General features: G+C 37.4%; 17 protein-coding genes and 3 tRNA genes. 4 read left to right on the plus strand and 16 right to left on the minus strand.

Going from position 1 to position 17,724, the window contains the following annotated elements; all coding sequences use genetic code 11:
• The first annotated feature begins 337 nt into the window (after positions 1 to 337).
• The gene (locus tag K0A91_RS08025) at positions 338 to 1,795 is read left to right on the plus strand and encodes a methyl-accepting chemotaxis protein (protein ID WP_295009669.1); all 1,458 of its coding nucleotides are present in this window, start codon (positions 338 to 340) and stop codon (positions 1,793 to 1,795) included.
• 37 nt (positions 1,796 to 1,832) lie between these two features.
• Here the strand turns inward: K0A91_RS08025 and K0A91_RS08030 are convergent, their stop codons facing one another.
• The 6 genes from K0A91_RS08030 to K0A91_RS08055 all read right to left on the minus strand — a co-directional run bounded on the left by K0A91_RS08030 (position 1,833) and on the right by K0A91_RS08055 (position 8,409).
• Complete coding sequence (locus K0A91_RS08030; RefSeq protein WP_295009670.1) at positions 1,833 to 2,387, minus strand: methyltransferase domain-containing protein; 555 nt, start codon at positions 2,385 to 2,387, stop codon at positions 1,833 to 1,835.
• Positions 2,388 to 2,399: 12 nt separating this feature from the next.
• The gene (gene nspC, locus K0A91_RS08035; protein ID WP_295009671.1) at positions 2,400 to 3,548 is read right to left on the minus strand and encodes a carboxynorspermidine decarboxylase; all 1,149 of its coding nucleotides are present in this window, start codon (positions 3,546 to 3,548) and stop codon (positions 2,400 to 2,402) included.
• Positions 3,549 to 3,551: 3 nt separating this feature from the next.
• A complete protein-coding gene (locus K0A91_RS08040) occupies positions 3,552 to 4,736 on the minus strand; it encodes a saccharopine dehydrogenase family protein (protein ID WP_295009672.1) in 1,185 nt (394 codons plus the stop codon).
• A 94-nt stretch (positions 4,737 to 4,830) separates the two neighbouring features.
• Complete coding sequence (locus K0A91_RS08045) at positions 4,831 to 6,654, minus strand: MFS transporter (RefSeq protein ID WP_295009673.1); 1,824 nt, start codon at positions 6,652 to 6,654, stop codon at positions 4,831 to 4,833.
• Positions 6,655 to 6,659: 5 nt separating this feature from the next.
• Positions 6,660 to 7,379, minus strand: coding sequence for a ribonuclease E inhibitor RraB (locus tag K0A91_RS08050; protein WP_295009674.1), 720 nt, complete (start codon positions 7,377 to 7,379; stop codon positions 6,660 to 6,662).
• 1 nt (position 7,380) lies between these two features.
• Entirely contained in the window at positions 7,381 to 8,409 is a 1,029-nt protein-coding gene (locus tag K0A91_RS08055; RefSeq protein WP_295009675.1) for a bifunctional 3,4-dihydroxy-2-butanone 4-phosphate synthase/GTP cyclohydrolase II, read from the minus strand.
• Between the two features lie 156 nt (positions 8,410 to 8,565).
• Here K0A91_RS08055 and K0A91_RS08060 point away from each other — a divergent pair.
• The 3 genes from K0A91_RS08060 (at position 8,566) to K0A91_RS08070 (ending at position 8,838) form a co-directional block, all read left to right on the plus strand.
• Positions 8,566 to 8,642, plus strand: a tRNA-Met gene (locus tag K0A91_RS08060).
• Positions 8,643 to 8,662: 20 nt separating this feature from the next.
• Positions 8,663 to 8,737: transfer RNA gene (locus tag K0A91_RS08065), tRNA-Gln, on the plus strand.
• 24 nt (positions 8,738 to 8,761) lie between these two features.
• Positions 8,762 to 8,838: transfer RNA gene (locus K0A91_RS08070), tRNA-Met, on the plus strand.
• 394 nt (positions 8,839 to 9,232) lie between these two features.
• On the opposite strand, the gene K0A91_RS08075 is transcribed toward K0A91_RS08070, so the two are convergent.
• The 10 genes from K0A91_RS08075 to K0A91_RS08120 form a co-directional block, all read right to left on the minus strand.
• Positions 9,233 to 9,562 (minus strand): hypothetical protein, encoded by a 330-nt coding sequence (locus K0A91_RS08075; protein ID WP_295009676.1) that lies wholly within the window; start codon positions 9,560 to 9,562, stop codon positions 9,233 to 9,235.
• 23 nt (positions 9,563 to 9,585) lie between these two features.
• Positions 9,586 to 9,996: a hypothetical protein gene (locus K0A91_RS08080; RefSeq protein ID WP_295009677.1), complete on the minus strand. Its 411-nt coding sequence runs from the start codon at positions 9,994 to 9,996 to the stop codon at positions 9,586 to 9,588.
• A 433-nt stretch (positions 9,997 to 10,429) separates the two neighbouring features.
• Positions 10,430 to 11,974, minus strand: a complete 1,545-nt coding sequence (locus K0A91_RS08085; RefSeq protein ID WP_295009678.1) for a type IV secretion system DNA-binding domain-containing protein — start codon at positions 11,972 to 11,974, stop codon at positions 10,430 to 10,432.
• Positions 11,975 to 11,987: 13 nt separating this feature from the next.
• A complete protein-coding gene (gene mobF / locus K0A91_RS08090) occupies positions 11,988 to 15,155 on the minus strand; it encodes a MobF family relaxase (RefSeq protein ID WP_295009679.1) in 3,168 nt (1,055 codons plus the stop codon).
• Between the two features lie 212 nt (positions 15,156 to 15,367).
• Positions 15,368 to 15,718 carry a hypothetical protein gene (locus K0A91_RS08095; RefSeq protein ID WP_295009680.1) on the minus strand — a complete coding sequence of 117 codons (351 nt, stop codon included), beginning with the start codon at positions 15,716 to 15,718 and terminating at the stop codon, positions 15,368 to 15,370.
• Positions 15,715 to 15,954 (minus strand): hypothetical protein, encoded by a 240-nt coding sequence (locus K0A91_RS08100; protein WP_295009681.1) that lies wholly within the window; start codon positions 15,952 to 15,954, stop codon positions 15,715 to 15,717. Before K0A91_RS08100 ends, K0A91_RS08095 begins: the two co-directional genes overlap by 4 nt.
• 1 nt (position 15,955) lies before the next feature.
• Positions 15,956 to 16,735 carry a hypothetical protein gene (locus K0A91_RS08105; protein WP_295009682.1) on the minus strand — a complete coding sequence of 260 codons (780 nt, stop codon included), beginning with the start codon at positions 16,733 to 16,735 and terminating at the stop codon, positions 15,956 to 15,958.
• Positions 16,732 to 17,289: a hypothetical protein gene (locus K0A91_RS08110; protein ID WP_295009683.1), complete on the minus strand. Its 558-nt coding sequence runs from the start codon at positions 17,287 to 17,289 to the stop codon at positions 16,732 to 16,734. The genes K0A91_RS08105 and K0A91_RS08110 overlap by 4 nt, the downstream gene beginning before the upstream one ends.
• The gene (locus tag K0A91_RS08115) at positions 17,279 to 17,536 is read right to left on the minus strand and encodes a helix-turn-helix domain-containing protein (RefSeq protein WP_295009684.1); all 258 of its coding nucleotides are present in this window, start codon (positions 17,534 to 17,536) and stop codon (positions 17,279 to 17,281) included. The genes K0A91_RS08110 and K0A91_RS08115 overlap by 11 nt, the downstream gene beginning before the upstream one ends.
• Entirely contained in the window at positions 17,521 to 17,724 is a 204-nt protein-coding gene (locus tag K0A91_RS08120; RefSeq protein WP_295009685.1) for a hypothetical protein, read from the minus strand. Before K0A91_RS08120 ends, K0A91_RS08115 begins: the two co-directional genes overlap by 16 nt.

Below are 17,724 nucleotides of genomic sequence, written 5' to 3' on the forward strand. Positions count from 1 at the left end.
CGTCTGTTAGTCCTGCTTGCTGTAGACACAAACGCAAAATGGCTTGATAGAAAATATGTATCTTGGGAAGATTTGGAACAGTTAAATGAAGTTGATGATGAATTTACAGAAAATTTTTGACGCTATCCCAGAAGGAGCTTAAAGCTTTATTAAAAGTTTCTTTTGCTACTATTTTGACAATTTCACAATCAATGGGGTACAAATGCTACTATCAGTTAAATCTAGAATTATTATCACAATTTTGTTTTTTGCTGCTCTTGCAATTAGTTCTATGTATACATATATCTCCTATACATTCAATAACTTTTCAAATAGAACAGCAAAACAGTCTCTAGCTATGCTAAGTCAATCAATCTTTCAAACAGTTACCCAAAGCATGTTAGCCGGTGATCCAGAAGTTGTTCAAGATACACTAGAAAAAGCAAGAAAAATTCAAGGCATAGAGTCATTGGATATTTCAAAATCAGAATTGGTTTTAGAAATCTACAAAAAAAATGGCGAATCTTTTACAACAAATCCAATGATTAGAGATATTTTTGTAAGCAAAGAGCCTAAAACAATTGAAAAATCCCAAAACAACCTCCACACAATACAGCTCCTCAACCCAATGATAGCCGACAAAAGTTGTATCTCATGTCACTATAATGCAAAAGAGGGAGATATTCTTGGCGTCATGAATCTTGTTGTCTCTTTAAATGCAAATGATAAAGAGATTAGTGACACAAAAATAATCCTACTTATTACGCTTGTTGTTGCTTTCATAGCGTTTCTTGTTATTATTAGCCTTTTCTTCTCAAAAGAAGTTATTGCACCATTAGATGAACTTCGCTCGCGAATAAGAGCGCTTGTAGATGGCGATAAAGATTTGACAAAACGCATTGAAGTTGTACGTGAAAACGAGTTTGCACAATCTGCATATGCGGTAAATGATTTTGTTAGCTCAATACAAAACACCATAAATGACGTAAAGTCTCTTGGAAGCAAAAATGTATCAATTGCAAACACAATTACTAATGCATCATCTTTCATCTATAAAAGCATTGAAGAGGAGAGTATAATAGTCGCCGATGCTACACATAAAAGTAAATCCATAAAAGATATTCTTGACCGGTCCATTGAGATGGCAAAAGAGACGCAGCAGAGAGTCTCTCAAGCAAACGCAAATCTTGATTCATCAAAAGAGGCACTGGGTGAATTGGTAAACGAGGTTGAGGCATTTATTGAGATAGAACATGATTTATCAGACCAATTAATGCATCTAAAGCAAGATGCAGATCAAGTAAAAAGTGTTCTCTCTGTTATAAAAGATATAGCGGAACAGACCAATCTTCTAGCTCTCAATGCTGCTATAGAAGCAGCGCGCGCAGGCGAACATGGACGCGGTTTTGCCGTTGTAGCCGATGAGGTGAGAAAACTGGCAGAACGCACACAAAAATCACTCACAGAGATAGAGATAAGCGTTAGCACTATTGTTCAATCTATAAACGACGTAAGCGACAAGATGAGTGAAAATGCAAGAGGAATGCAGAGACTAACAAATATTTCACAAGATGTTGAGCAAAAAGTCAATGACACGTCACTAGAGATGCAGCACTCCATTGAAGTTGCCGTTAAATCAGTTGAGGACTCAGAAACAATCGTAAAACATACAGATGAGATAATTAGTCAAATCGCCCAGATTAACGCTCACTCGACTTCAAACAAGGAAAAGGTAATAAGCATTGAAAATGATTCCAAGAATCTGCTTGAAGTAGCTCATTCACTAGATTCTCGTATTAACGAATTTAAAAGCTAAAAAACATTAGAGTTTTTGCAATTTTGCAAGAACTCTATTAAGCTTTTTTAGCTACTAAAGAAGCAACTTTTATTCTCTCGCCTCTTAAATTAGTATCGATTCTCTCTTCATAATAGATAACATCAAGTCCTATAAAAGAGTGTAAAAGCTCATTTTTACGTAAAAGATAATCAAGATTTGTTGTTGGCATTTTAAAATCTCCATGTGCAACTATAAATGTCTCAAACATTAAAATACCACCACTTTTTAGAGCCTCTTTCATCTGCGAAACAAGACGGCGATTAAGGTAGTTGACGTTTACTATCAAATCATATTTGTTTGGAGTTAAGTTATATTTGTCTAAATCCGCATCTATTTTGTTAATCATAGCGCTCTTTTTTACTTTGTTAAGCGCATAGTCCGATATATCAACAGCATCGACTGTAAACCCCAAATCTGCCAAATAGTGCGCATTACGCCCTGTTCCGCATGCAACATCTATAGCATGTCCTACTTTTGCTTGTTCTATATACTTCTCAACCAGAGGAGACACATCTTGTGGCATCGGATTGTCTAAATATCTCTCATTCCATCTCTGCTTATCTTCGTTCATATAAACCCCTTTTTAAGATAATCTGTTCCTGTAGTCTTGATATCCAAACTCTTTAATTAACTCTAGAGTTTTATCTTCCCTTAGTATAACTAATGATGGTAATTTTATACCGTTGAATGTCGTATTTTTTACAAAAGTATAATGAATCTGATCTTCAAATATAATTTTATCGCCTACTTTTAGAGGCTTATCAAAAGAGTAATCACCCATAATATCGCCAGCAAGGCATGTATTTCCGCCTAAACGGTACGTATGTTTTTTTTCTCCAGCCTCACCGCTTCCCCTTACCATTGCACGATAAGGCATTGCAAGGGTGTCTGGCATGTGCGCTTCTGCGGAGGTGTCTAAAATGGCTATATCCATACCGTTATGGACAATATCAAGAACACTGCTCACAAGCACACCGGTCTGCCAACCCACCGCTTCACCCGGTTCCAAGTAGACATCAGTACTGTATTTTGCTCTAAAATTTTTGATAATATTTATGAGCTTATCAACATCGTAGCCTTTTTTTGTTATATGGTGTCCGCCACCAAAATTTATATACTTCATCCCTTTAAAGTATTTTGAGAATTTTGCTTCAAAGGCTTTTAAAACATCCTCAAGTGCATCAACATCCTGCTCACAAAGCGCATGAAAATTAAGTCCCTCTATATGTTCCAAAACTCTCTCATCAAAATTTTCAAGTGTTGTACCAAGGCGACTATATGGTCCGCATGGGTTATAGATATCTTTTGGAGAGGAAGACTGCTCAGGATTTATGCGCAAAGACAAACTTACATGTTGATTTATTTTTTTAACTCTATCGCAGTATTTAAAGAGCTGATTTGGCGAGTTAAATACGATATGGTCTGATATGCGCGCTATCTCATCTATTTCTTCATCTTTAAATGCAGGTGAATAAGTGTGAACCTCAAGATTTTTGTCATCCTGCGCAAACTCCTCTCTTGCAAGCAGCGCCTCATGAAGCCCGCTTGAAGTGCACCCTTTTAGATACTGCTTTACAAGCGGGAATATGCTCCACATTGCAAAGCCTTTTAGTGCCAAAATAACTTTAGCGCCACTCTCTCTTTGAACACGGTTTAAAATTTCAAGATTATTTCTTAAAAGAGACTCATCGCACATGTAGTACGGTGTAGTAATATTTTTTAAATCATCCATCTTTTACGCTTCTAGCTCTTTTATCTGCCAAGGCAGACCTTGCGTATTCATCTCTTTCATAAACGGATCCGGATCCATCTGTTCCATGTTAAACACTCCGACTCCGCTCCAGATACCTTGAAGCATAAGTTTTGCTCCTATCATGGCAGGAACGCCTGTTGTATAGGAAACTCCTTGAGAGTTTGTCTCACGAAAACACTCTTCATGCTCTTTTACTTGATAGATATATATCTTTCTCTTTTTACCGTCTTTAATTCCCTCGGCAACGATACCGATATTTGTTTTGCCTTTTGTGCGAGAGCCCAAAGATGCAGGGTCGGGAAGCAGAGTTTTTAAGAACTCAATCGGAGTTATCATCATGCCTTTATGCTCAACCGGCTCTATTCCCAACATTCCGACATTTTGAAGAACTTCCATATGTTTTATATAGCTCTGTCCGAATGTCATAAAAAATCTGATTCTTTTCAAGCCTTTAATGTGCTTTACAAGCGACTCCATCTCTTCATGGTAAAGCAGATAGCTCTCTTTTGGTCCTACTTCAGGGTAATCCCAAACCTGCATAATTTCTAAAGGCTTAGTCTCAATCCACTTTCCGTTCTCCCAGTAACGCCCGTTTGCACTAACTTCTCTTAGGTTGATTTCGGGGTTAAAGTTTGTTGCAAAAGCATAACCGTGATCACCTGCATTACAGTCCAAAATATCTATAATGTGAATCTCGTCAAAGTAGTGTTTTTGAGCATAAGCACAAAATACGTTTGTTGCCCCTGGGTCAAAACCGCTTCCTAGAAGCCCCATAATACCAGCCTCTTTAAACTTCGCATCTCTCTGCCACTGAAGCTTGTACTCAAACTTTGCTTCATCGGGATGTTCATAGTTTGCAGTATCAAGGTATGGTGTTTTTGTAGCAATACAAGCATCCATAATAGCCAAATCTTGGTATGGCAGAGCCACATTTATCACAATGCCGGGACTGCATGAGTTTATCAGTTTTATGACTTCATCCGTAGAGTCTGCATCAACCGTTGCAACCTCTATATCTGCATTTGGGAGCTCATTTTTAATCTCTTGACATCTCTTTAATGTTCTACTCGCTAGCACTATTTTCCCAAAAACATCCACATTTTGCACACATTTATGTACAACTACACGACTTACTCCGCCCGCACCAATAATCAATGTTGTTCTCAAATCTTTATCCTTTTTTTACGAATATCACGCAATCGGAACTAGTTCCGATTGACTACGCTAACCACTATGGCACTGAAGCTTGACACATAAAGCGTCAGATTAATTTACATTTTAAATTTATTACTTTTTCTCTTAGTTCTTCTGCCTTAATCTCTTGGTAAATTGGCTCTCCGAAGCAGAGAGTTATCTCTCTTTTTCTTAAAAAACATCTCTTTGCATCGCCTTTATGTCTTGCAAAGAGACTTCCAAAAACGCCCTCTATGTGAAACGGTACAATAGCCGCACCGCCTCTGTCGATAAACTCATAGCCTCTATAAAATTTTGAGACCTTAGAATTTCTGGAAATTTCACCCTCCGGAAATATTGCTATAATTTTACCATCTTTTAATTTCATTGAGGTTTCAAAAAAGGAATCTTTTGAGGCTTTTTTAGATACCGGAATCAACTCCCCAAGGCGAAAAACTCTCTTTGCAAACTTCCAGTTGTATATATCCTTCTCTATCATAAAACTTATCCGCCTCTCAAGGGGCAATTGAAGGATAAACCAATCAATCCAGCTTACATGGTTTCCCATAAGCATTACGGCGCCCTCTTGGGGTATATTCTCCAGACCGCTGTAGTTAAATCTATATCTTATTTTAAAAATAAATTCAAAAAATGTCCAGAATGAAAGGATAAAATATCTTCTAAAGAGTATATATGCGAGATAAATCCCGCTAAAGCCCATAAGATAAAAAAGAATCTGCGCTTCAGTTCCGAAGTAGGCAAAAATCGTAGTTAGCATTAAAAAAGCAAACATAAAGAGAGTTTGTACAAAGTTGTTTCCTGCCAAAATAGTACCTAAATGCACATTTGGAGAGAGATACTGTATCTTTGCGTTAAGCGGTACTATTAGCATTCCTGAAAAAAGCCCAAAGAGTATAAACTCTGCAACTAAAACAGATATAGAAGTCGTAATCGGAATAGAGAACAAGATAACTACAATCCCAATAGCACTGAGTGCAGATAGACCTGTGTTTATGTAATATTTCGAGAAATTTGCCGCAATAAAAGAGCCAAAAACTATGCCTATTACCGCAAGAGCCATAATCCCCTGAACGGCGGATGCACTTGTTATGCCCAGCTCACTCTTTGCATACTCGCCAAAAATAGCCAAAACCACCTGAGATATTGACCAAAAAATACTAAGCGCTATGATTGCGTCAAATATCTCTTTTTTTCGCATAATCATAATCATGTTTTTTCTAAGATATGCACCGCTAAAATATCTCTTAAACCTAAATTTCCGCTCGCTTGCTTCGTTCATTTTGCTAGGCAGTTTTGATGCCAGAAAATACTCTATAACTGAACCTAAGACCAGAAGCCATCCAAGCGGTGCAATTACATGTAAAATATCCTCTTTTGTGCTAAAGTTGTCTTTAAGAAGAGCATCAAAAAGCAGAGTATAAAAGATTATTCCAAGGAGTATAGCCGCCGTTGTGACCGCTTGAACAGCGCCATTTCCTGCAGTTATAAACTTTATGCCGACAAGCTCTTTGATGTATCCGTATTTTGCAGGTCCGTAGATTGCGCTTTGAAGTGCGAGCAAAAAAGTCATAGCAAATGCTACAAAAAACCACCCTTGGTAGTATGCGTATGTAATAATGAGCGTAATGATGATTGCGGCAATGGATGAGTACTTCATGATGCTGTTTTTTGCAAATCTGTCTGCTAAAAAACCCGCAGGAGAGAATGCCAAAATAAATGGCAAAAGTATAAGCGCATTTACTATTGCCGTGAGTATTATCTGCGTCGAGCCCTCATACACTTTAAAAACACTATTTTGAATGATAATTTTGTGCCCTAAATCGGTAAAAGCATTTAAAAAAACTACCGTTAAGTAGTTTATAACTCCGGCAATGGCAAACATACTCCTCATAACTGCTAACCTTGATTATTTACTAAAACGGTGCTCCACCCCTCATAATATCCATGCTCTTTTTTAATAAGAGCGTAAAGCTCCTCTACAATTGCCCTAACCTCTTCATTTTTAACATTGTGTTTCTTTACCAAAGCCACGCCATGCTCAAACTCTTCGCTGCTAATGTCGTCTTTAAACTCAAATCCGCATGTCAAAACGCTCTGTACAAATCTCTCTTTTTGAGTAGCAGTCTCAAACGAGACATAATGCTCAACATCTCTAGGAGTTGAGAGCATATCGCCCTCCTCCTCAAGCAGAAATATTATCTTATCGCTCTCAATATTGCAAAACTCCAACTCGGTAGGATATATATATTTATGGTAAAAATCCCACTTTGCATCTTTTACAACGCTGCTCTCATACTTATAGCCACTATCACGAAGCATCTTTGTAGCGATAACTTCGAGATTTTTAGCGCTTCTTGCATAGAAGTAGAACTCATTCCACTCATCTTTAACTCTTGAGCCGATATATTTCGCCATGCTTTCGTATTCTAATGCAATAATTAGAGACTCTTTTGTTTCTAAAAAGTTCTCAAAGTTCTCACTCTCTTCATCAAGATCTCCAAACTTTACAAAAATGCTAAAGAGCCACGGATACAGCTCCTTTTCATCCTCTAAATCAACCTCTGCCTCAATATTTACAACTTCGCCGTCTTCAATTCTGCTGAATAATTCTCTCATATTATATATCAATCATCTCATTAACCTCTAGTCCAAAACCGCTAAGACCGACAAACTCAGCGTGGCCAAGTGAAGAGATAAGGTTCATTTTGGATACACCAAATGATTTCAGTATCTGCGCGCCTATTCCAAACTCTTTAATCGCCGAATTGTCATTATGTGTCGGCTTGTTGATAAAGATAAGAATGCCGCTGTTTTGTTTTAAATACTCTATCGAAGAGATAAGATTGTTATACTTTTTTTGGTTTAGCAGAAGTTCAATGTCGGGAATTATATTGTGAACTCTCACGTTGGCAACAGAAGTTACTTTATGAAACACAATAGCCGTATGCTCAATGGCGTCATGATCTCTAAACGTATGTTTTTTAACTTTTGTGTCAAAAAATTCCATCTCTTCTGCTCCTATTTCGTTCACAAGCCTCTCGTTTGCAAGGCGATACTCTACGATATCAGAGATAAACACTGTTTTAAGGGCGTGTTTTTCTCCGAAAATATCCAAGTCGTCACGCCTTGCCATTGTGCCGTCCTCCTTGATGATTTCGCAGATAACAGATGATTCGCTAAGACCTGCCAAACGACACAAATCGACTGAGCCCTCAGTGTGTCCTGTTCTAACAAGTGTGCCACCCTCTTTTGCTATTAACGGAAATATATGCCCAGGTTTTACAAGTTCGTCTGCATGACTTATAGGATTTGCCAAAATCTTGATAGTGTCATCTCTCTCGGATGCCGAAATACCGGTTAAAGCATTTTTTGCATCAACAGAAACCGTAAATGCAGTTTCATATGAAGATGTATTTGAGCTCACCATTGGATTTAGCTCAAGTCTTGTTGCAATATTTTTGCTAATTGCAACACAGATAAGACCTCTTGCGTGAGTAGCCATAAAATTGACGTGTGCAGGAGTTGAAAAGGCAGCGGCATAAACCAAATCGCCCTCGTTTTCCCTATCCTCATCATCAATCATTATGACCATATGCCCTCTTTTAATCTCTTCTATCGCTTCTAATACTCTTTGTGTAGGTGTCATATATACTCTTTATTTTAATTGTGTGAATTATATATAAATGTTGATTAATTTTAGTTCAAAACCGCTTTTTACAACTTTATTTCAACTTCCTTGACAAAGTAGGCTTAATTGCCTATAATTCCACTCCAACAAATAAGTTAGCTTGTTTGTAAGTAACGCGGAATAGAGCAGTTCGGTAGCTCGTCGGGCTCATAACCCGAAGGTCACAGGTTCAAATCCTGTTTCCGCAACCAATTCTTTCACTTTTTATTGTTGGGGTATCGCCAAGCGGTAAGGCCGCGGCTTTTGGTGCCGCTATTCGGGGGTTCGAATCCCTCTACCCCATCCACAAAATCCCTATTTATAGGCATATCGCGGAATAGAGCAGTTCGGTAGCTCGTTGGGCTCATAACCCAAAGGTCATAGGTTCAAATCCTATTTCCGCAACCAAAATAATAATTTTTTCTTATTAAACACACTCGCTTTAAGTTTTCTTCTTTAAATAGCTTTCCAACCTATTTCCAACCATAGTTAAAATTGAACATATTCAAATCAAAAAGAGCTAATGGCAAAATAAGCAGCTAATGCACTTTTTTATACTCTGCTCTTTGACTTATAATTAATATATTCTTACTTTTTCTTCATGTATTTTGTTTTGTGATTTAGAAACTTAATGTAGGTATTAAGTATTATTGAGTAGATTTTGTCTAAATCCTTAATGTGGGTATTAAGGATTATTGTTATTTCAATGTTTAATTTCTTAATGTGAGTATTAAGTATTTTAAACAACCCGTCATTTCTCTACATTGGGAGTGTAAAAAAATGAGGGATGCTGCATCAGTTATTACCAGTAATCACGGCGAGCGTATGGGTGTTTTTTAAATTTTTTATTATAGTCATGCGTAATAAATAAGCCGAATATAATACCAATAACGAATAGTAAAATACTTATATTTTCTGCTAAATCTTCTTTCACATCAAACACTCCAGTGAGTACAAAATAATTAATCAACGGAACTGTGAAAATATACCAGTTGAACCAAAATGAAATCCTTTTGTAAAGGCTCTTATCCTTAACTTTACCGCATTTAAAGCAAGCGGGCGCATCATCGTGTACCATATTGCCGCACTCGCACTTTTCTAAAAATACTTTTTCTTCTTTCTCTTTTGACATTTTTTCATCCTTTTATTGATTTTTTACAAAGGCTTCCCGACAATTTCGGTAAGCTGCTCAATCTCTTCGTCCGTAGGTTTTACTTTGTCATTAAAGATAAAACCATCTACAATGCCGTATTCACACCCGTAATAGCTTTTTGGCGGAAGTTCCTTGCTTTTCTCGTAATTAATAAATCCAACTTTGTCTATATCGTAAATAACAACACTAAAGCCCATCTCTTCGATTGCATGCAGCTTATGATTATTTTTCATGAACGTTCTAACTTCTTCTTGTGCTACCCTTGCTTTTTCTTCCATTTTATTAAGCTGTTCCACGCTTTCCCAAAAATAGCAATTTCTCTTACTCATCTCAACTTCTAAAGCATCTCTCAACGCCATAAGCTCATCCATAGTAGCGTTTGCCACAACTTCATTTACATTTTTGTATCCCATAACTAACTCCTTGATTTTGTTTTTTAAAAGAGCTTTTCACTTAGATTTTCTTTTGAGCCTTTTTTCTTTTTGCTCTTTGAAAATTTAGGATTTTTCACTCTTTAGGCTTTTTGTTCTGCCTTTTCCCTTGAGTTTCACTTCGTCGCCCTTTTTGTAAGTGTCAAATAGAAAGTTTTACTTGGAACGCAGCTTAATATTCAAAAAGAGAGGGATAACGCAACGCAGTGAGTATATGCTCGCTTTTTAAGAATTTTCAGCGCAGTTTCATTTAATAATTTTCTACACTTACAATTTAAAAAAGGGGATGGAGTGAAATTGGAAAAACGGCGGGCAAATCTCCTATTGGAAAAATGCCGTTAATAATTTTTGAAGAGCAAAAAGTTATCCGTCTCTTGATTGGTTGTCAACAGTTGAAACGGTATAATTCGCTAATTTAAGAGCTATATTTTTGCATTAAGTACATATCATACCCCGCGTCTATAAATTCGGGATGTTTTACTTCAAGATGTATCTTGTCCGTATAACCTTTATAGAGTATGTTTCTGCTTGGAATATAGGTTATATGAGTGTAATCACTCCCTAAGCTCTTCAATATATCATCGGTCAACAGGTCGCTCGTTTGGGTTGATTTGTTGAAGCCGTCTTTAGTCTCTGATATTGTCTGGTGCTCTTGCTTTCCCAAACTCTCTTTAATGAACTTGATAGTGTCCGTATCTGCCGTTTGAAACACAAAGAGATGGTCAACACTGTTGACAAGCTTTTGCATAAGCTCTTTAGAGTGAGCGGGTACATACTGAACCGCAGGCAATAGACAACCTCCTTTAGACCTGATTAATGTATGAAGTGTCGTAAGCGTTGCTTCATCGAGCATCGGTAGGAATGTCAAATACTCATCAAGCAAAAAGAGCGTATATTCATCGGTATTGTCTTTTGTCATATCCATGAATATATTTGTATATGCGGCGATAAATCCTCCAAAGTATGGATTTAAAAATGTTGCGTAGCTCTGTTTGTTAAGTAAAAAAAGCTTTGCATTTTTGCGTTTGATAAACTCTCCTATTGTAAAAGTTTTTGCATCTTCTTGAATACGGAAGTTTTGAAATTCAAAGAAGTCAAATATTAACTTCATAGTTGATACGACATCCATTTCACTCTTTTGCGTTCCGCTCATCGCCGCTTCAAAATACTTTTTGCACGATTGCACGAACAGCTCCCATGATTCTTTTGTGTCGAGATTTTGAACTAAGACTTTGTTAAAGATAGCGATATATCTATCTGCCACGGACGCGGGGAAAAATCCTTTGCCCTTTTCATTAAGGACACCATTAAGCAAATTGATAAAGAAAGGTTTGATGATCTGCGGATAAGTCCGCGCCTCTTCAAATAAATCCCATATACTGCCCTCTGCATCAAAGGGATTGTTAATAACATCTTTGCGCGAATCATAATAGACTGCTCTAAGGCTTCCTTTTGTATCGTGGATAAGTGCTCTGCTCCACCAACGCTGATTTAGTATCGGTTCTAGGAATACGGTTTTCCCACTTCCTGGTTGTCCGATTAAAAGAGCTCCTCTTGTAAGTGCTTTTGGATTGATGATTACATCTTTTTCAAGTCTGCCCTCTTGCCAACCTTGCATAAGCGAGAATCTGTTTTTAACGCTCTTGTCAAATCTGAATTTATCTATTAAAACTCCCTCCTCTTCGCTCTTTACGCGTGCGGCTCTCGTCCACTTTATACCGCCTGTTACATTGTCGTAGTTTGGAAAACTGCCTGCCATTGCAGGGTTTGCATAATAAACCCTGTTGTTTTTTATCTCTTTTTTAAAGAGTGTATATATGTACATAGCAATTATATACATCACAAGTAATAAGCCGAATGTTTCGCCAGAACTAAGCCCGATAGCTTTGTTTGCGAAAAATCCAAAGCCTACAAAGCCCAATACACTCAACCAAAATACACTTGATTCACTTTTGTTCATCTTCTTATCTCCCTTACATCTCTTGCCCTATTTCAACAGAGGTATCTATTGACTGCTTGCTCTTGCCCGCGACACTTAAAGCGATTTCGGTCGCTTTGTCTAAATCTGGTATCTCTCCGCTCGCAATATCTAACGCGACCTCCGCAACCTCGACCGTATCCTGAACATTCTCTATAAAGTCAAATGTTTTTTCTAGTGGAGACTCTTTTGTCTCTTGCTCTTGACTCTTATCTTCAATTTCTTGGCTCTTTACCTCGATATCTTCTTGCTCTGTCTTTTGTGGTCTTTTTATTAACATATCTTCCTCTTTTGTTTGTTCATTGTTGATACGGTTTTCAACCTTATCAATACTCTTTTTAATGCTCTCCTGCATCAACTCAACTTTTGCTCTATCTTTTGTAAGCTCTGCAATATCTCGTCTAGCGTCTGCGATAACTTGCTCTCGCCCTCTGGTTCTTTGGATAGTATCTCTAATATCTGATGCGATACTTCTAAGTTTGCTTGCTGTGCTTCTAACAATGTTGTTAATAATTTCTCTAGCTCTTCCATGTTGTTTTAACTCCTGATTTAATTTGATGTAGTCCAGTGTTGTTCTTTTGCGCTGTCTTTGTGAGACTGCATCTCTGAACTGCTCTTTGTCCTGCGTAAAAACGCTTATATGTGTTTTTGCTCTTGTGAGTGCTACATAAAAAGCGTTTTGGTTTGATAGGCGGCTATCGCCTACAAATATAGCTCTTTCGCTTGTTTGCCCTTGGGCTTTGTGGTTAGTGATTGCGTATGCGTGGTCAATGTAGTTGTAATCCTTTGTATTGATTTTTACCTCGCGTTTGCTGTTGACATCAACAGTTATAATTCCGTCTTTTATATCTTTAACTGTCGCAATATCTCCGTTGTTTAACCCTAGCGATTTATCTTTTTTGGTAAAGATAATCTTCTCGCCTTGGGAAAACTCTTTGTGCGCTTTTTTAAAGAGAGAGAGTTTGTCGCCATGCTCCGATAAGCTTATCTCTTTGCTCTTACCGTTTTTATCTTGAAGTATGACACTGTTATTCTCTTCGTTGACAACTGTTATAATAGCTTCTGTTCCGCTCTTAAAGCCTCCTTTATACGATTCCATAATCTGTACACTATCGCCAACTATATAACTGCTGTGATGATGCGCTGATATGCTGTCTAACTGCTGTTTCTCTTGAATAACCATTGATGAGTGGTTTGATAGTTGATTCGATGCTTTAAGCTCTTCGCGTATAAGCTCATTAAGCTCTCTGCGGGTATCGTTCTTCATAACCAAAAGCAAAGTATCATCTTTGTTTTGTAGGTACTCTTTAACAACATCATCATAGCTGTTATCGTTAATAGTATTAAACTGCTGCTTTCTCTCCAGTATGTCTAAAACATCATCTGTCCGCTGCTCTTTAGTAAGCTTATAAAGCTCTCGCATCTCGTCGGTTTTAGCGCGCATAGATTCATCCATGATTGCTGTTTGAATTGCTCCTCTTGAACTAAGTTGTTCAAATATGGCTCCCGCTCCTATTGATGTAAACTGCTTAGTATCGCCCATCAAAACGAGCTTTGAGTTTGTAACCGCGGCGATAGATACAAGCTGTTTCATCTTTCTTGAATCAAGCATTGAGGCTTCATCAACGATAATGATTTGGTTATCTTTGTGCTCTTTTTGAGCTATGAAACTATCAATAGTTTGTCCCTTGATTCCGCTCTCTTTTGAGATTTCGCCCGCGGCTTTGTTTGTCGGTGCTAGTCCAATAAGGTTGTCTTTTTGATGCAGCTCTTGAAACTCTTTAACCGCTTTGAGCATATATGTCTTACCTGTTCCCGCGTCCCCAAAAATGCCGCTCACTCCGTCTTGAGAAGTCAAGAGATGTGTAAAAGCCGCCTTTTGTCCTGCGGTCATGCCAGAGTATTTTTTATTTAAAAACTGCTCTGCCTGCTCTTGGGTGGTTTCAGCTTCTTTGGTACTATGGCTCTCTTTTGCATAGCTTAAGATTGATTGTTCGATATCAATCATCTCTTGAGTTGAATAAACATTTTTATCAATCTCTATGATTTCAGGTTTTAAAAAAATTGCAACTTCGAGCTCTAACATGTCATAGCTGTAACCTTGAATAGCATTAAGCTTAATAGCTCTGCTTAAGAGCTCCTCTTTTGTAAAAGTGCTCTCCTGCTCTGTCACAATCGCGGCGGCTTTTTCAATAAGCTCTTTGATGTTTAAACTCTTTTGCTCTTCACTTTTATTGTTTTGCAAGGATAAAATTGATTCTTGAGTGAATCCAGCCGCCTCCACCAACTCTCTGTTTCTTTGTTCAATATCACTTAACTCACTATAGCTATGTGACTGCTTATAGTTACGAGTTTCAAGCGTAGCGATTTGCCTTAACTGACTTTCGTTTGCATTTGGATATTTTTCCATCAGTTTGGCTCTGTTTTCGACAAGCCACTCTTCAATCTGTAGCGTTCTTGTAGAGATAGCGTTCTTAGCTTCTTGGCTCACTCCTTTGATTTCAATGATGTCTTTTTGGATATCCAAAACCTCGCTTGCAAAACCTAGCTTTTGTAACTCTTGAAAAAGCTCTTGATGATAGATTTGAGTGATAAGCTTTTGGTTATCGTAGAGATTTTTATTATCAATGCTTACGAGTTCGCCTTTGCTATTGACTGTTTGATTTGCAATGAAACAGTGAGTGTGTATTTTTACCTCTTCGTTTCTGTTTGAGAGATGTTGAAACTTGGCGATTGCAAGTCCGTTGTTTTGAAAATGCTCTCTGCCGTTTTGGGTTCTCATTCTGTAGGTTATATATTCGCTTGCCCTCTCAAGCGCAATATTAACCGCTCTGTCTTGAGCTTTGAGAATATCTCTTTTCATATCCTCACTTGCTACTGTGTAAATGACATCAACGCTTTTGCTTGGGCTAAATGTAATATCAAACCCTGCTCTTTGCTCTCCTGTAGCATTGCCCTTGAGATTTTGATTGATAAGGTCTGAAAAATCTTGATAGCTCTCTTTGGTTATAGCCGATTGATGTTCAATATTTGAATATCTCTCTGCCATCTCTTGAGTGATAAACCACTCGCCGAGTTCTTGATTGTTTTGGTAATAGTCGAGATCTTGCTGAAAATAGTTCTCTGCTTGACTTGCCGACTGCCATTTTGAAATTGACATCATGTTGATTTCCTCCTTTTTGATGATTTTTTAGAAAAACGATAGATATTTTGATTGTTTTATTAACCCCACTATCGAATGGGCGTGGGGTGTGGTACTACTCTATACGAAAAAGATACGAAATGAAATCGAAACGAATACGGAAAGATACGAAATGAGAGTGAAAAGATACGAAAAGATACGAAATCGTACGAAAAAGATACGAAAAAGGCAGATTAAAAGTTAAGTCCCATTTTCTTTGCAAAAGCGGCAATCATAGCTTTTTCTTCTTCTTTTTCAGTGTCTTGAACAACTTCTTGAGAAGAAGAGCTGCGACTTTTTATTTGCTTGTCATTCTCTTTGTTTTTGATTTGAGTATCACTCTTTTTGCAACTTTGTCTTTTTAAAAAATCACTCAAGTTGGAGAGTGATGTTTCGATTTTTAATTCATTTTGGAGATACGCTTGAACTTGTTCAAGCGTGTAACCTTTTTCTTTCAGTACCAAAATATCATCCCAAGCAGTAGCTAGTTTTGAGGTTGATTTTTTAGGCTCCGTCTTTGACATAAATCTTTCTAGCTTTGTCACGGTTTACCCTTTTCCTTTTCAAGCTGAAAACTTGCATAGGCAAATTCAATTTCAGCTTTATCATCCCATGAGATAAAAAACCTTTTTGAAGCACTTTCTAACTCTTGAAGTTTTTTATCTACATCGTTGTCGTTGATATCTATCTTTTTAAAATCTCCGTACGCTTTTAACAATGGTACGAAATCGTTTAAGATTTTGTTTTTGACTTCCTCAAATTTGATTTCTTCATATGTCATTTCACACCGCCTTATCGAAAAAGTTTTTTAACTCTGCTATTTCGTGGCTTTCAAGATAGTCTTTTGTGTTGTCCGCTTCTTTGTACTTTCGTAATATATTGAGCATTGCATCTCTGTTCCCGTCCGTTTGCTCTTTGACTAGATTTATCGCTGTTTTCTGGTCCATCTCAAAAGCTATCTTTGCAAAATCAAAAAGAGTCTCTTTGTGCTTTGCCGCTGCGAACGAGAAATATTTTGATTTTGGAACAATGTAAAACTTGTTTTTAAACATTTTCCTAAAATCTGGTATTTCAAGGTCTGCATCGCCGTTTACAAAAAGCATGTCATCATCATCTTTCAAATTAATGTTATTGACTAGAACTATAAATTGATAATTTTGAACAAGCTTATAAGTATCAATCAAATTTTCAATTTGTGCATAGTCTGGCATGAACGGAATGATAAACAGTGTTTCATCAATCATTTTAAGCTTTTCAATCATGTTTAACACTGCTTTTGTATCATCTCCGCCGCCGCTGTCAATGACATTGATTTTAGTATCATCCATCATATTGTTGATTACAACCTCTTCTAACTTTTCAGTACCCGCGGATATGTCAAAGCTGCTCATTCTATTTTCTAGCAAAGAAGAGCTAGAGAATGTTTTTACCGTTTTGTTATTGTTGTCAATCTCTATAAGCTCAAACTCTCTGTCTTTTAAGAAATAAGGCATTAAGTGCCAACCTATTGTCGTTTTGCCTACACCGCCCTTTGTCGATACTAATACGATATTCTTTTTCATTTTGAACCTTTCTGTTTTGTGTTTTTGTTTTTGTTAATTTTGAAATAAGCATGATTCGTATCCTGCTTATGAAACATTGTGTTTGGTATTCCGATGATTTTTTGGTTTACATCTTCGTAGTATTGAACTACAAACGGTGTAAGGTTCTTTTCCATTTTAAAGAGGAAGTGCGACATATAACCAAATGTCGCCGCGCCGCCTATCACTAGCCCGATTAAAATGTTTTTAAACCCTGAACTACGCCTTGCTCTTTTCTGCTCCTCCGCGGCTTTTTGAAGTGCGGGTATTGTCTCGTCTGCGAGGTAGTCAAGCGTTTTGACTGCCTGCAAAGAGATTTTCTCTAACTCTGCCGTGTTTATCTGTTTCTTAAGCTCTGTCGCCGTGTCGTTTTTGAGATTTTGAAGCTCTTTTCTAAATCCCACTAACTCTTCTTGAGCTTTTGGGAGATAGTCTAGCTTTTCGTTTACCTCTTGAAACACTGATGTCGCTCTTTCAACCATTTCGACCGCAATCGTAAGCTCTTCAATCGTTTTTTTCGTATCTTTATCTAGCATGCTTGCTCTTTTTTGTGCTTGCTTGGATAAACTCTCGTATGCTTGAGGGCGAATATAAGATTTTGCCGTCCTCTTTGTAAAATTGAGGGTCTTGATTGTTTTTTCTCATAAGATTTAGTTGAGAAACGCTTACACCTAAGACTTGAGCGGCTTGAGGGACTGTTAAACCCTCTTCCTCTTTTTGTTGTATTTGAGCGATTAGAACCGCTACCGCACCGCGTGTAATATCATTTACGTTGTTTGACATGTTTTTATTTCCTTTTTGTTTTTAATTTGAAAAAAGCCAGAGAGCTTATTTATCATGCTCTCAAGCTCCTCTATTTTCTCGGCATCATCGTATGTCAATACGCTTTTTTGCTCAAAACTATCATATTTCCGAACCAGAGAGTTAAAATATCTCTCTAGTTTTTTGCTGTCTTTGATTTTATAAGGCAC

Origin of the sequence: Sulfurimonas sp. (assembly GCF_019429335.1) — a bacterium.
Taxonomy (GTDB): Bacteria; Campylobacterota; Campylobacteria; order Campylobacterales; family Sulfurimonadaceae; genus Sulfurimonas.

Bases quoted from the DNA above. Each gene is read 5' to 3' on its own strand.
- K0A91_RS08025 (WP_295009669.1), top strand. From the start codon at position 338: ATGCTAAGTCAATCAATCTTTCAAACAGTTACCCAAAGCATGTTAGCC.
- K0A91_RS08030 (WP_295009670.1), bottom strand. From the start codon at position 2,387: ATGAACGAAGATAAGCAGAGATGGAATGAGAGATATTTAGACAATCCG.
- nspC (WP_295009671.1), bottom strand. From the start codon at position 3,548: ATGGATGATTTAAAAAATATTACTACACCGTACTACATGTGCGATGAG.
- K0A91_RS08045 (WP_295009673.1), bottom strand. From the start codon at position 6,654: ATGAGGAGTATGTTTGCCATTGCCGGAGTTATAAACTACTTAACGGTA.
- K0A91_RS08050 (WP_295009674.1), bottom strand. From the start codon at position 7,379: ATGAGAGAATTATTCAGCAGAATTGAAGACGGCGAAGTTGTAAATATT.
- K0A91_RS08055 (WP_295009675.1), bottom strand. From the start codon at position 8,409: ATGACACCTACACAAAGAGTATTAGAAGCGATAGAAGAGATTAAAAGA.
- K0A91_RS08075 (WP_295009676.1), bottom strand. From the start codon at position 9,562: ATGTCAAAAGAGAAAGAAGAAAAAGTATTTTTAGAAAAGTGCGAGTGC.
- K0A91_RS08080 (WP_295009677.1), bottom strand. From the start codon at position 9,996: ATGGGATACAAAAATGTAAATGAAGTTGTGGCAAACGCTACTATGGAT.
- K0A91_RS08085 (WP_295009678.1), bottom strand. From the start codon at position 11,974: ATGAACAAAAGTGAATCAAGTGTATTTTGGTTGAGTGTATTGGGCTTT.
- mobF (WP_295009679.1), bottom strand. From the start codon at position 15,155: ATGATGTCAATTTCAAAATGGCAGTCGGCAAGTCAAGCAGAGAACTAT.
- K0A91_RS08100 (WP_295009681.1), bottom strand. From the start codon at position 15,954: ATGACATATGAAGAAATCAAATTTGAGGAAGTCAAAAACAAAATCTTA.
- K0A91_RS08105 (WP_295009682.1), bottom strand. From the start codon at position 16,735: ATGAAAAAGAATATCGTATTAGTATCGACAAAGGGCGGTGTAGGCAAA.
- K0A91_RS08110 (WP_295009683.1), bottom strand. From the start codon at position 17,289: ATGCTAGATAAAGATACGAAAAAAACGATTGAAGAGCTTACGATTGCG.
- K0A91_RS08115 (WP_295009684.1), bottom strand. From the start codon at position 17,536: ATGTCAAACAACGTAAATGATATTACACGCGGTGCGGTAGCGGTTCTA.